At 56.0% G+C, this 12,871-nt stretch carries 12 protein-coding genes and 1 pseudogene; 5 read left to right on the plus strand and 8 right to left on the minus strand.

Annotated elements, in window-relative coordinates; genetic code table 11:
- Positions 1-2: 2 nt before the first annotated feature.
- Positions 3-1,817 (minus strand): choice-of-anchor D domain-containing protein, encoded by a 1,815-nt coding sequence (locus ACF8YQ_RS04835; protein WP_396622737.1) that lies wholly within the window; start codon positions 1,815-1,817, stop codon positions 3-5.
- Between the two features lie 243 nt (positions 1,818-2,060).
- Positions 2,061-3,083, minus strand: a complete 1,023-nt coding sequence (locus tag ACF8YQ_RS04840) for an AraC family transcriptional regulator ligand-binding domain-containing protein (protein ID WP_396622738.1) — start codon at positions 3,081-3,083, stop codon at positions 2,061-2,063.
- Between the two features lie 196 nt (positions 3,084-3,279).
- Here ACF8YQ_RS04840 and ACF8YQ_RS04845 point away from each other — a divergent pair, with 196 nt between their 5' ends.
- Entirely contained in the window at positions 3,280-3,951 is a 672-nt protein-coding gene (locus ACF8YQ_RS04845; protein ID WP_396622739.1) for a class I SAM-dependent methyltransferase, read from the plus strand.
- A gap of 7 nt (positions 3,952-3,958) precedes the next feature.
- On the opposite strand, the gene ACF8YQ_RS04850 is transcribed toward ACF8YQ_RS04845, so the two are convergent.
- The 6 genes from ACF8YQ_RS04850 to ACF8YQ_RS04875 form a co-directional block, all read right to left on the minus strand.
- Entirely contained in the window at positions 3,959-4,957 is a 999-nt protein-coding gene (locus ACF8YQ_RS04850; protein ID WP_396622740.1) for a PA2778 family cysteine peptidase, read from the minus strand.
- Positions 4,958-4,963: 6 nt separating this feature from the next.
- Positions 4,964-5,365, minus strand: coding sequence for a PA2779 family protein (locus ACF8YQ_RS04855; protein WP_141067805.1), 402 nt, complete (start codon positions 5,363-5,365; stop codon positions 4,964-4,966).
- Between the two features lie 96 nt (positions 5,366-5,461).
- On the minus strand, positions 5,462-6,193 hold the full coding sequence (locus ACF8YQ_RS04860) for a glutamine amidotransferase (RefSeq protein WP_396622741.1): 732 nt from the start codon (positions 6,191-6,193) through the stop codon (positions 5,462-5,464).
- A gap of 53 nt (positions 6,194-6,246) precedes the next feature.
- The gene (locus ACF8YQ_RS04865) at positions 6,247-6,972 is read right to left on the minus strand and encodes a YebC/PmpR family DNA-binding transcriptional regulator (RefSeq protein WP_011785624.1); all 726 of its coding nucleotides are present in this window, start codon (positions 6,970-6,972) and stop codon (positions 6,247-6,249) included.
- A gap of 120 nt (positions 6,973-7,092) precedes the next feature.
- Positions 7,093-7,893 carry an MBL fold metallo-hydrolase gene (locus ACF8YQ_RS04870; protein WP_023007984.1) on the minus strand — a complete coding sequence of 267 codons (801 nt, stop codon included), beginning with the start codon at positions 7,891-7,893 and terminating at the stop codon, positions 7,093-7,095.
- A 172-nt stretch (positions 7,894-8,065) separates the two neighbouring features.
- Entirely contained in the window at positions 8,066-8,494 is a 429-nt protein-coding gene (locus ACF8YQ_RS04875; RefSeq protein WP_022992924.1) for an SRPBCC family protein, read from the minus strand.
- 198 nt (positions 8,495-8,692) lie between these two features.
- Here ACF8YQ_RS04875 and ACF8YQ_RS04880 point away from each other — a divergent pair.
- The 4 genes and pseudogenes from ACF8YQ_RS04880 to ACF8YQ_RS04895 form a co-directional block, all read left to right on the plus strand.
- Positions 8,693-10,609: pseudogene (locus ACF8YQ_RS04880) on the plus strand (type VI secretion system Vgr family protein); the annotation flags it as partial.
- 378 nt (positions 10,610-10,987) lie between these two features.
- Positions 10,988-11,479, plus strand: coding sequence for a lysozyme (locus tag ACF8YQ_RS04885; protein WP_226597851.1), 492 nt, complete (start codon positions 10,988-10,990; stop codon positions 11,477-11,479).
- 19 nt (positions 11,480-11,498) lie between these two features.
- Complete coding sequence (locus tag ACF8YQ_RS04890; RefSeq protein WP_396622742.1) at positions 11,499-11,978, plus strand: hypothetical protein; 480 nt, start codon at positions 11,499-11,501, stop codon at positions 11,976-11,978.
- A gap of 53 nt (positions 11,979-12,031) precedes the next feature.
- Positions 12,032-12,868: a DUF4123 domain-containing protein gene (locus ACF8YQ_RS04895; RefSeq protein ID WP_396622743.1), complete on the plus strand. Its 837-nt coding sequence runs from the start codon at positions 12,032-12,034 to the stop codon at positions 12,866-12,868.
- Positions 12,869-12,871: the final 3 nt, after the last annotated feature.

Here is a 12,871-nt window from a genome sequence, read left to right on the forward strand (position 1 = left end):
TACTACTCTGGAGTCAGCTCCAGATCGATGGTGTTGCCCGGGCCTGTCATGAACTGATTCAGCAAGCTGGTGAGCAAGCCACAGTTCTCCAGTGCTGGCAGCTCATAGACACCGCTTACCGCGCCGCCGGTGGCAGGCGAGAAGTTGGAGCCTTCAACGGAAGTGAGCTGGATATCAACTGGCTGGCTGGTCTGGCACTCTTCGCCACCACCAATCTTCACCGGCAGGCCGAACAGTTTGATGGCAACCTTGGGCACCTTCACGTACAGGTGAGAGTTCGCCGTCAGCTTGCCGTCGACCAGAGAACCGGTGGTTACTTCAGCCTGCTCAAACTCAACGTTTGCAGATGCGTGGATCTTGCTGAACAGGAGTTTGATGGAGAAGTTGCCAGAGGTTGGCTCAACATCCAGGTCCGCTTCGAACGTGCCAGAAGCAAGATCAAGGAGTGTGGCAATGCTGCCAGTCAGGGGCAGTGTGCCGTCGGTAGCTTTGATCAGGGTTGAGCCTTCAAGGCCCAGCAACAGTTCCAGGGTCGGATTTCCGGTCTGCTCATACGCTTCGGCAGTGACCGGAACCTGGATCTCCGGATTCTCGGAATCGCTGGAACGGATCACCAGGTTAGCGTTGCTCACGCCTACCGAGGCTGCGGTAAAGGCTACCTGAACAGCGCAGCTCTCGCCGGCCGCGACGGTGGTGCAGTCTGTCGACTGGGTGAAGTCGGCCGCGTTCGCCCCTTCCAGTGCAATGCTGTCGATCTGCAGAGCAGCGTTGCCACTGTTGGATACGGTCACTTCCGCACTGGCGGATTCACCGAGGAGTATCCGGCCAAGGTCGATGGACTCCGGATTGACGCCGATTTCGGGAACCGGTGCCAGGACTCCACGGCCGGTCAGCCCAACGTCCACAGACGGTGTTTCGGCGTCGGTAGACTGGATGGTCAGAGTGGCGTTGCGGGTACCTTCCGTGGACGGTGCGAACGTTACGTCGACATCACAGGAGGCACTGGGTGCAATGGTGGTACAGCTATTGGTTTGTGTGAACACTGTGGAATCTGTGCCACCAATGGAGATGCCATTGATGCCCAGATCCGAATTGCCGGTGTTGGAGATGGTAACGGTTTGCGTAGCGGTCAGACCGGCCTGAACGTTGCCAAAGGCCAGCTCCTCAACGCCGACATTGATGCGGGGCGCCTCAACCGTATCGCCTTCGACGAGAACGGTCTGGAGCAGGTTGTCCTGGTCTGGAAGCTGCACGCAGTCTGTGGTGATCTCGCCGATAGGCGCCGGGGCTATGTCACCATTGGCGGTGCGAGCAATCAGATCCAGGGACAGGGAGCCGACGCGAATTTCAGCCTCACCGATATCATCATCGGTGAACAGCACCTCGGGAGCCGTGCCTGCAGCGGGAACGTTAAACTCTCCGGTCTCGGACGGAATGTTGGTTGGCGGAATGTCCAGCTTTACGATCTGTTCAAACGTGCGGTTGACCGTCACGATTTCGTTGATGCTGGTGGCAACCCCCTCGAGGGTCTCTGAATTGACCAGCTTCAAACCAGTGCGTGCGTCGTCATTAACGACGGTAATGGCGTCAACCTGAAACTGCGGTGTGGGTTGTCCAACGGTAGCGACCGGCGGTATATCGGCGCTGATCTGGGCGCGAATGGGTTGGGTGCCGATCAGTGGGAACGGGCATTCAAAGGCCAGTTCCAGGGAAACCTGCTCGGCAGACGCATTACCTGCGCCCCCCGCCATCAAAGCCGCCGCGGCAATCGCGGGGCCGAGCTTGCGGACACTCGTATTGAGGTTCCTGAGTTTCATGAGTTCGTCCTCTGTACGTCGTTATTTGTTGTAGTGGGTTGCAGACAACACCGATAAGGACTGCTCAATCGGACTTGCAAAGATCCCTTTGCCATACGTGTTCACGTATGAGTGCAGCGTTATTAGACGGGGAGAGGGTGCCGCGGGTCATTGCTTGTCGCGGCACCGTTTTTGTTCAAAGCGGAGAGAGGCGAAGGGATTGTCTAAACCGTGAACGGTGTCAAAACGAAAAGTGAGCTGTGTTCACTTTTTTGACCGGGCTTGCCGCCGAACGTCGCCAGGGGTTGTGCCCGTCCAGGAACGATAGGCTTTGGTAAAACCGGCCTGGTCACTGAACCCCAGTTTTTCGGAAATGGACTCCAACGGTACGTTGGTGTCTTTCAGATAAAGGGTGGCGAAGCTTTCGCGAATTTCGTTCCGCAATTCCCTGAACGATGTGCCGGCGCTGGCAAGATGCTGGCGCAGGGTGCGCGGGCTGATATCCAGGCGCCGCGCAATGTTTTCGGTGGTGCAGGGGCGGCCGGGTTGGCTCATGATCAGTTCGCGAACCTGCATGGCGGTCTCGTCGGCTTCCAGATTGCCCGGTTTTCGATGGCATCGGGTGCGGGCTACCAGAAACTCCAGGTTAGCCTCACTTTTAGGGGCTGGTGAGCCCTTCAACGGCATGGTGACCTGAGCAACCGGTGCCTCGAATTCGAACTCGCATCCAGGGGCCAGGAGTTGCCAGTCCTCCAGCGAGGCAGACGACGGGAAATCAAACTGGAAGTTGAAGTTGCTGCAAACCTGGCAGGAGATACGGTGAATGCTGCCCATATAGATTTTGGTCAGGCAGGGTCTCAAGTCCTCCACGCCCCAGGTATCGATCAGCCGGATGCGGAATATGGAGCCGGTCGATTCCAGTTCCATGTCCATCAATGGCAGGCCTACGCGCAGGTATTGGACGATCATGCTCACCAGGCGTCGCGGATTTTCCTGGCCCAACATGGCGAACCCGAGAAGGCCGTGACTGGGCAGGTCCAGTTGTTGGCCAAATTCGAACGCCGCGCGTTCGTCGGTCATCAGCCAGTCCGCCTGTCGCAGCAAATCCATGACCTGATGCATGGACAAGCTGGCGTCCGGGTTATTCAGCATATCGTCGGTGATGCCGGTATTGGCAAGAATGGTATGCCGCTTTACGCCTCGATGTTCCATAAAACGGACAAAACGGCGGGCATAACGAGCCGAGACGATCGGCACTTCCAGTGCAAGTTCGGATGACGTTTCCATGTTCCTGTCTCTGAGCCGGGGGCTTCCTGGCACTTAGCCTTAAATTGTTCTGTTGGTATCATTCAAGAGGTACTATCCGGCTCCTCTCTACTCTGCGGCAGTATAGGCAGCGGGAAAGGGGGGCTTTTACGTAGCCGGTCACAAACCTGCCACATGGCCGGATATGACAATGAAACTTTTGTCAGGTTGAAAGTGCATGATTGAAAAGCCGGAGCCTAAGGAATGTCTTCAATCGCACTGCCCGGTTTGCCAAACCGGGCAGTTGGCGCCTTTTCGGACGATTGGAGATCAGCGCTATCTTCGTTGCGGTTTGTGTCAGGCAACGGTCATGGCCCCGGAGTGTCGTTTGGCTGAGGACCGGGAGCGGGCCGTTTACGAGTTGCACGAGAATAGCGAGTCTGACCCGGGTTACCGGCGGTTTCTCACCAAACTCGCGGAGCCCTTGCTGGCACGTATGGAACCTGGCGCCTGCGGCCTGGATTTTGGATGCGGGCCCGGTCCGGCATTAGCGAAGATGCTGGAAGAGGCCGGGTTGGCGGTGGCTCTTTACGATCCGTTCTTCTATCCCGACGACCGGCTGTTGACGCAGCGGTATGACTTTGTCACCTGCACGGAAGTCGTCGAACACCTTTACCAGCCGGCCGAGGTGTTCCAAATGCTGGATCGCCTGTTACGGCCTGGCGGCTTAATTGGCATCATGACCTGTTTTCAGACCGACGACGACCGTTTTGACAACTGGCACTACCGGCGTGACCCGACGCATGTGGTGTTCTACCGGGAGTGCACCTTTGACTGGCTGGCGCAGAACTACGGCTGGGATCTTGAGATACCGGCGAAAGATGTTGTACTACTGAGGAAACCGGTTTGACCGGTTGTTAATCCGTTTCTGATGGACAGGAGGGGATCGCCAGGCATCCCTCCGGATTTGCCCCTTTGGACAGGATGTCATCGCCGGCTGACTCAAACCGGTCCGGTGCAAGCGTGGCCGCACAAGCCGAGGCCTTTCGAGCCTGAGCCGGGCACCCTGCATCGTTCAGTGCGATAGCGAGGTTGTTCCAGCCTTCAGAGAACTCCGGGAATTTGTTGATGACTTCCAGGAAGCCTTCAGCGGCCTTCTGATGACGCCCTAGCTGGTACTGGAGATTGGCCTTTGCCATGAGTGGTGTCGGCTGCTCTTGCCACTTTGATATTGCCGTTTCGTAGGCCCGCTGAGCTGCGAGAGTATGGCCTGTTGTTTCAAGATCGTGGGCCGCCCGGAGGTATGGAAGCATTTCACCGGTGGCGGGTATCCGATCCGGTGGCAGAATGACGGTAGCCCAGTGGTCGGCCTTGGCCCAGGTGTTGTAAAACACTTTATACGGCATTTCATAATGGCGCCGGGTGTCCGTGTTCAGAATCAAGACTTGCCTCTCGGTGTCGTAACCGACTACCACGGCGAAATGCCACTGAGGCCACCAGCCCAGGCGCAGGTTCTGCATGATCAGAACGGGATTGCCGGCTTCAACCTCGGCGAGCACTGCCTCGGGCTCTGGTGGTAAACGGTATACCAGCATATCGTGGGACCGCGCACCCGCAACCATTTCCACTTGCAGAGAGCCTTCCTTGCCCGGCAGATAGACCAGTTCTTTCAGAATATCGGGATTGGTCTCCAGCCCCTGTGCGTTCAGCATCATGGCCAGCGATGCCGGACCGCACTGGTATTTTTCTTGCGGATAGAAGGGAACACTCTCAAGCAGTGTGGCAGAGCTTGCTGATTCAGCGCTACGGGGCGTGGTATCTGGCCAGTCCGGGGTGGATGCGCACCCTGCCAGCAGAACGACGGCCGCCAGAATGACGGCCGTAGTGTGTTCAGGAAACCTGCTCGCTTTCAGCATTACAAATCAGCGAATGCATTTCACGAAGGGGAACAGATCCGTCGCGCAGAGCATATCGGTTATGATGAACACCACCAGGAACAGAACAATGATGCCGACAACCCCCTCGCCGGTTGGTGCTTCGGCCAGTTGTTGCTCGAACTCGGCCAGTTCGGCCGGCGTCAGATTCTGGATGCGCTCCGCAACCTGGGCTTCTGTCACGCCCAGTTGCTGCAGTTTTGCCTTCACTTCCTGATCTTCAAGCATTTCCAGCAGTTGTTGCCGGTCCAGATCGACCTGCTGTTGCTGGATCAACTCACCGGTACCCACCATGCCTGCGTTGGCGGACATGGAGAAGGTGGTCGTAAACGCGAGGAGTACGGCCATGGTCAGTGAGAACTTTCTCAAGTGCTTTCTGATACCGTTCATGTGAGGCTCCTTTCTCTGTTGTATTCGAGTACAGTAGATAGCGATCTGTACTCATTCAACATACAAAACGTTCACACAGCCGCTCGGGTTCCATGACTATTTGGTCATTGCGCGGGCGTTCAGGTACTCAGCGAAAAGCTTCAGCAAGTGATTGGCATCAGGGGCGGGGCGCACGCCCTGCAGCAGACTCTGGGCGTCCAGGCCTTCGGCGATGATGTCCGGAAATTGGACTTCGAGATAGGCTTTCATGATGGCTTCGGTGAATTCCGGATGAAACTGCACGCCCCAGGCATGGTCGCCAACCCGGAACGCCTGGTGTGGCTCGAAGGCCGAATTGGCCAGCAGTACAGCGCCCGGAGGGAGTTCAAGTGCTGATTGCTTGTGGGTCAGGTGGGCGGGGAATTCTGCCGGCAACTGACTGAACAGGGGGTCTGAACTGGCGCTGTCGAGCAATCGCACGGTGTGCGTCCCGGTCTCTCGGCCTTTCGGATGGTAGTCCGCCTTGCCACCCATAGCGTGGGCCAGCAACTGGTGGCCATAGCAGACTCCGAGAAGTGGAACCCTGGCCTCGACGGCCTGTTTTATCCAGCGGGCGGTTTCTTCGCTCCAGGGCGCTTTGTCGCTGACCATTGCCGGCGAGCCGGTAATGACGATGCCAGCCCAGTCGCTGGGAGCAGACGTGGGTGGCGTTTGCACGGCATCCAGCACGGTAACGTCAAGATCACCGTTGAGGTTGCGGAGGAACCAGGCGTCGAAATCACCAAACTGATCCCGTATCTGCGGGTAGGTTGAGCCTGTTTTCAGGATAATAGCCTTTGGCTTTTCCACGCCTGCTACCTCCGCCCTGTCGCGCCGCTTTGACTACACTTTGCCAGCAGAGGTTATTCCTGCGGCAGTTCTGCGTTGTGGAATACGTTCTGTACGTCGTCCAGATCGTTAAGCATGTCGAGGAATTTCTCGAACATCGGGATGTCGTCGCCTTCTACCACGGTGGTGGTTTTTGGCAGGAACTGGATCTCGTCCACATCGAACTCAATGCCTTCAAACGCGGCTTCCAGAGCCTGTTTGGCTTTGGCGTATTCGGTGTTCGGGGTGAATACCGTGATTTTGCCATCTTCGCTTTCGATGTCGGTAACGTCCACGTCGGCTTCCATCAGGGCTTCCAGTACGGCTTCTTCATCCTGGCCGGCAAATGCAAAGATGGCGCAGTGATCAAACATGTGGGCCACGGCGCCCGGGGTGCCGATCTTGCACTTGGTTTTGGTGAATGCCAGGCGAACATCGCCAAAGGTGCGGTTCGGGTTGTCGGTCAGGCAGTCCACGATGACCATGCAGTTGCCGGGGCCATAGCCTTCGTAGCGGGCCGGCGCATAGTCTTCGCCCGCGCCACCCTTGGCTTTGTCGATGGCTTTCTCAATAACGTGGGTGGGCACCTGGTCTTTTTTGGCCCGCTCGATCAGCCCGCGCAGGGAAAGGTTGGCTTGCGGGTCGATGCCACCAGCCTTGGCGGCCATGTAGATCTCGCGGCCGTACTTGCTGTAAACCTTGGTTTTCGCGGCGGCCGTTTTGGCCATGGATTCTTTGCGGTTTTGGTAGGCTCTGCCCATATTCGCTGCCTCTAGGGTTCAGTGAAAAGGCGGATTTTACTGAACCTGAGCGGATTGCAACAGGCCTGATTTCGCAGCTTTTGCCGGGAGGTGGTTCCGCGTCCCTGCGGAACCGGGTTGTTACACGTATTCCACCGGCTGGCGGTAGTTGTCCTGGGATACCAGATCAATGCCACAATCCATATCGCTGACCCAGTTAAGGAAGCGATCAATCATCACCGGGCCTTCAAAGCGTTTGCCATGCTGGGGCACGATCATCGACACGTCCATGTCTCGAACCATGTTGGCCCAAAGACGACAGACTTTCTTGGAAGCAATGTAACGGCGGTGGAAGCCGATCATGTTCGGGATGTGTTTGTCGAAATCTTTCACCGGCTCGTGGTCGTCTTCGCCGCCCATGGACGCGCCGAGGTCACCTGAGAACAGGATTTTTGAGACCGGATCGTAGAATTGAAGGTTACCGACCGAGTGCATGAAATGCGCCGGCAGGCACTGCAGATAAGTCTCCCCGAACCTCACATTGGCGCCGCCGTCAGGAATACTGACGATGCGGTCGTAGACGCTGCCGCTGAGCTGGTTGGTGACGTAGCTGGATACCAGGTGCGGCAAGAAGCGCGCCCACAGCTTTGAGGTAACGATTTTTGCCCGGGTGTGAACAATCCAGCGGTCGATGGCGCCGATGATGTCCGGGTCCTGGTGGGACGCGAAGACATAGTCCATATCGCGGATGTTCATGTACTTGGACGCGGCGACGGAGAGTGGGGTGTAGGTCAGATCTCCGCCGGGGTCGATCAGGGCTTCGTGTTTGCCATCAACAATCAGGAACTGGTTGGACTGAACGCCTTCGCCAGTGACCAGGGAATCGAACATCAGGCACTTGTGGTGTCCGTTGTCGAAGAGAACAATCGGTGCTGCCGCCATTTCTGTCTCCCGCAAAGCAGTAGGGTCTTCGGCTTCAGGCACACTTATAGCCCGATGGCCGGATATTGCAAACTGCGCGGGAGAGTACAGAATTGACAAATATAAATTGTTGCCTCAGGTCAATTATCTGATATTCATCAAGTTACCGATTGTTGCCTGCGCTCCCACAGGCTTACGCCATTGACGGCAGGCGTTTGATACCACGGCGTAATCCCTTTTCCAGCGCGACCTGAACCGCTTTGCCGGTAAACGGAACAATATCCTCAAAACGGATGGAGTACTGAATACGGGTTCTTCCTTCGCCTGCATCGGAGAACAGAATACGTCCCAGGTGATTACGCAAAGGGCTGATGCTGCTGATGGTGTATTCAATCAGAGAGTCGGGTTCAAAACCGAGTACGGTTTCCTCAAGAGACAGCGGGCCAATGCCGATCTTGCGAACCGAGCCAATGCCGTTGGGGTCTGCCTGGTCGCTGTCCTTGATGCGCTTGACCGGTGCGCCGACCAGTTTGCCGAAGCGGTGGTGGTCGGCAAAAACGGCAAAAGCCTTGCGCCTGGGGACATCGAAAGTTTCATCAATTTCAATGGTGTACTGTGCCATGGTGCTGCTCTTGTTGTTAGACGGTGTTCAAGGTTAACCGTTCACCGGGTTCAACAAAAGTCGCAGGCGCGGGTTTTCATCACTGAGAACTGGTTAAAACAGGCCATCGGTTTGTTGGTTGGTATTCCGGAGGCTGGTGGTTATAATCGGGACTGCTCAGGATGAGTCAGTTCAACATAATCTTCAGGGATCGAAGTCATGCCCCAGGCAAGCGGATTGCAGTTCACCGCCCGTGTAGGCGAATTCCCCTCGGACCACTTTGTCGTTGTCGGCTTCGCGCTGACCGAACAGCTGTCTGATCTGTTCCATGGCCGGTTGCAACTGGCCAGCACCGACCCGGATGTGGCCGCCGCCGACGTACTGGAACAGCCGGTAGACCTGGTTGTGTGGCAGGACGGCCAGCCCCTGCGCCGGTTCACCGGCGTGGTGAACGAATTTATGCGGGGCGACACCGGCCACCGCCGCACCCGCTACGAAGTCGTCATCCAGCCACCCCTGTGGCGACTGGGCCTGATGCACAACAGCCGCATCTTCCAGACCCAGACCACCGACGCCATCGTGCGTACCCTGCTCGAAGAGCGGGGCATTGTGGACTCCATCTTCGACTTCAAGCGCCCACCGGAAGAACGGGAATACTGCGTCCAGCACCGGGAAACCGACCTGCAGTTCCTGGAACGCCTGGCCGCCGAAGAAGGCTGGCACTACCGCTACCAGCACGGCAGCGTGGATGGTGAAGAACAACCAGCACTGATTCTTGCCGACCACCACGGCGACGCCCCGAAACTGGACCCGGTCACCTGCAACACCAAAGCCGGCGGCAGCACCCAACAGGCCTGCGTGTTCCAGTTTGCCTACGAAGAACGGGTGAAAGCCTCCTCCGTGGCCATGAAGGACTACACCTTCAAGAACCCCGCCTACGCCCTGATGCATGAACAAAGTGCTGGCGGTGTTAACCACCGGGAAGACTACCAGCACTATGACTACCCCGGCCGCTACAAAGCCGACGCCAGCGGCCAGCCGTTCACCCAGAACAAACTGGATGCCCTCAGAAACGACGCATCCATGGCCAACGGCAAAAGCAACCGCCCGGATTTCACCCCCGGCGCCAAAGTGGAACTACAGGACCACGACAGCCAGACCCTGAACCGGGAATGGCTGCTCACCGCTATTACCCACACCGGCAAACAGCCCCAGGCCTTGGAAGAAGAGGGCGGCAGCGAACCCACCAGCTACCACAACGACTTCAGCGCCATCCCGGCGGACAAAACCTGGCGGCCCCTGTGTGAACACAAGCCGATGATGGACGGCCCGCAGATGGCCATTGTCACCGGCCCGGAGGGGGAAGAAATCCACTGCGACCAGTACGGCCGGGTAAAAGTAAGATTCCCTTGGGACCGCTATTCCAAGAACGACGAACACTCAAGCGCCTGGCTGCGCGTGGCCCAGGGTTGGGCTGGAGGCCAGTACGGCTTTATGGCCCTGCCCAGAATCGGCCACGAAGTGATCGTGTCTTTCCTGGACGGCGACCCGGATCAGCCCATCATCACCGGAAGAACCTACCACGCCACCAACACACCGCCGTACGCGCTGCCGGAACACAAAACCCGGACCACCCTGAAGACCAAAACCCACAAGGGTGAGGGCAGCAACGAACTGCGGTTTGAAGACGAAGCGGGCGAAGAACAGATCTACGTGCACGCCCAGAAAGACCTCGACCTGCTGACGGAAAACAATCGCACCGAAGTCATCAGGAACGACAGCCACCTGACGGTGGAAAACAATCGTTTCAGCCACACCAAAGGCAACCGCCACCACACCACAGATGGCGAACATCGCGAGAGCATCGGCGCCGACTACAGCCTCACCGTAAACGGCAGCCATCACAGCAAGCAGGGCAAAAACCAGCTGGTGGAAGCCGGCACCGAAATCCACCACAAGGCGGGTATGAAAATAGTGATCGAAGCCGGAGCCGAGGTGACGCTGAAAGCGGGTGGCAGCTTTGTGAAGGTAGACCCAAGTGGGGTGACAGTGTCTGGGCCTTTGGTGCGGATGAATTCCGGGGGTGGGCCCGGGAGTGGTACCGGGGTTGGGGTGAAGGCTCCAGATATTCCTGAAATGCTCGCGGTGGAGTCATCGACGGCTGGTTCTTCTGCCTCATTAGTCGACGCAGGAATGCGAAGGAACGGCATGACTGAGTCGATTTCGACAACAAATCTTGGCCAAGCCAAAGCGGGTGCCGATTCAGGCATTGCGGGATTGACGAATGGTGTGCTATCTCGCTCCGCCAAAGCTGGGAGTGCATTTATAGCCGGGTGTGAGCTAGATAGCCAAGGCAGGTGCATGGTTCATGATCACGGCCAAGATACTATCGAAGGCGCGTCCGCAGAAAAAACGACCAAAGATTCCGTTACCAAAGAGGATAATGGTCAGGACGTTATGGCAAATAATGAAACGGATAGTAGAGAAGCACCGGCCCCATCAAGCTCTGGAACAATGGCGTTAAGTGAAAAAGGAAAGGAGCTTCTGAAAAGCGTAGAGGAGCTTCGCTTGACTACCTACGATGACCAGACTGGTGAGAGTATTACCTCTTGGGTTAAAGGGGCGACTATTGGGTATGGACATTTGATAGCAAGGAGCGAATGGTCCATCTACGAGAACGGTATCACTGCTGATCAAGCGGACGCCCTGTTCGAGTCAGATCTTGAGCCGTTTGTACGAGCTGTCAACGAGAAAGTTACCGTACCCCTTACGCAGAATCAATTTGACGCGGCCGTTATGCTTGCATTCAACATAGGGATAGCAGGCTTTTCAAACTCATCTGCTGTTACTTTGATTAATGATTCAGAAGCCTCGACGTCGTACCCAGACCTTGAGAGTGCTTGGAAAGCTTGGAATCGTTCCCAGGGTGCGGTCAGTCGTGGCTTGATAAATCGGCGAAATGCTGAGTGGGATGTTTATTCAAAGGGTATATATAAACAATGGTAGCTTGCGATTGGGGTAACCGATGATCAGGTTTTTTGTAGTCCTCTTATTTGGGGTCGTTTCGGGGGGCTGTTTTGCCGTTAACCCAAACGAAGATAACGTAACATGCTCGGGTCGGTCTTTGGACGAGCTATACGGCGTTTATGTTATCCATGAAGTGGTTAAGTACGGCGGAGGCCTTACCTCTGAGTCTTCGGCTGAGGAGCGAATTGGAAAAAAGCTTCTGCTTGAGCCAGAACTGTTTGAAGTCAGGGATGTATCCATTCCCGACCCTTTGTACGAATTTGCCTGTTACCCACCGCAGAGAGAGGGAGAAATCAGTGCTAATCGCTGGAGTAATTTTTACGGCTATGGGTTGGAACGGGAGGTTATAGAAGTCCTGCACGTTTATGAAGAAGGGGATACCAGCGGCGAGGCATTCTTAAACCTCGAAGTTCTGGATGGCGAGCTCTGGGAGATGCATGATGGCTGGATCTATATGATGAAACCTTCGAGAAAATGAAATCAGATCAATAAGCGATATTTTTTATTTAAAAGCATGGATTGCTATCACTCATGGATAACATGGAGCTCGTTGCGGAGCAGCCTCTCTCGGAAGAAATAGCGGATTTTGCCATTCTGGATCTGGCACAAAAAGATGAAGGATCTCTGCTCGGCTGGATGTACCGCTATTTCGATAATGCCGAAATCCCTTGGGACCCCCTATATCAGAAGACCCAGTTGGCAGAACTCTGGAAAAAAGGCCCGATACTGATTGATCTCAGACATTCGCCGGTTTTTCGCGAAGCGCTGATCGAACGTTATCAGAGTGAATATCTGGGGATATTGATCTCGGCGCCTGATATGGATTTGGAGGCCATGGCGGACCATCTCCGATCAATCATTACCGTGCAACAGGATGGTAAGCCATCCATATTTCGTTTCTACGACCCTAGAGCCGTTGGTGCTTTGTTTGAAGTCCTGGAGTCAAACCAGCACCACCAGATGCTGGGGGGCAGCAGCAAGTGGATGTGGCATCACCATCGGCAATGGTGGCAATTTGTATCATCGCAGCAAAGCGAGAGCTTTGATTCACCGAGAACGCTCTCGATCACAAGTGAACAGATAAGACAGGTGGATGATACCCGATCCCGTCAGTTTGCCCTCTTCATGGCACAAACGTATGGCGAGCATATTCCTTCTAAAGACGCGCAGGGATTTGCCCTGAATGAGGTGAGTGCCGCAAGGTCGGCGGGTTTGTCTACCCAGGTAGACTTTGAACGGTGGCTTCGGATGGCCATTAAGGTCAAAGGCCCATTGATGGAATCGGATCATTGGCAGCACCTTGCGGGGAACAGCGGGCGATCGCCACTGCAGATTCTCAGCCAACTCGAATGTGAACAAGGACGGTAAAGC

Origin of the sequence: Marinobacter sp. W-8, from assembly GCF_044342215.1 — a bacterium.
Lineage (GTDB): Bacteria > Pseudomonadota > Gammaproteobacteria > Pseudomonadales > Oleiphilaceae > Marinobacter > Marinobacter nauticus.

Excerpts from the sequence above, each read along its gene's own strand:
- ACF8YQ_RS04835 (WP_396622737.1), bottom strand. The coding sequence starts at position 1,817 with ATGAAACTCAGGAACCTCAATACGAGTGTCCGCAAGCTCGGCCCCGCG.
- ACF8YQ_RS04840 (WP_396622738.1), bottom strand. The coding sequence starts at position 3,083 with ATGGAAACGTCATCCGAACTTGCACTGGAAGTGCCGATCGTCTCGGCT.
- ACF8YQ_RS04845 (WP_396622739.1), top strand. The coding sequence starts at position 3,280 with ATGATTGAAAAGCCGGAGCCTAAGGAATGTCTTCAATCGCACTGCCCG.
- ACF8YQ_RS04850 (WP_396622740.1), bottom strand. The coding sequence starts at position 4,957 with ATGCTGAAAGCGAGCAGGTTTCCTGAACACACTACGGCCGTCATTCTG.
- ACF8YQ_RS04855 (WP_141067805.1), bottom strand. The coding sequence starts at position 5,365 with ATGAACGGTATCAGAAAGCACTTGAGAAAGTTCTCACTGACCATGGCC.
- ACF8YQ_RS04865 (WP_011785624.1), bottom strand. The coding sequence starts at position 6,972 with ATGGGCAGAGCCTACCAAAACCGCAAAGAATCCATGGCCAAAACGGCC.
- ACF8YQ_RS04870 (WP_023007984.1), bottom strand. The coding sequence starts at position 7,893 with ATGGCGGCAGCACCGATTGTTCTCTTCGACAACGGACACCACAAGTGC.
- ACF8YQ_RS04875 (WP_022992924.1), bottom strand. The coding sequence starts at position 8,494 with ATGGCACAGTACACCATTGAAATTGATGAAACTTTCGATGTCCCCAGG.
- ACF8YQ_RS04885 (WP_226597851.1), top strand. The coding sequence starts at position 10,988 with ATGGCGTTAAGTGAAAAAGGAAAGGAGCTTCTGAAAAGCGTAGAGGAG.
- ACF8YQ_RS04890 (WP_396622742.1), top strand. The coding sequence starts at position 11,499 with ATGATCAGGTTTTTTGTAGTCCTCTTATTTGGGGTCGTTTCGGGGGGC.
- ACF8YQ_RS04895 (WP_396622743.1), top strand. The coding sequence starts at position 12,032 with ATGGATAACATGGAGCTCGTTGCGGAGCAGCCTCTCTCGGAAGAAATA.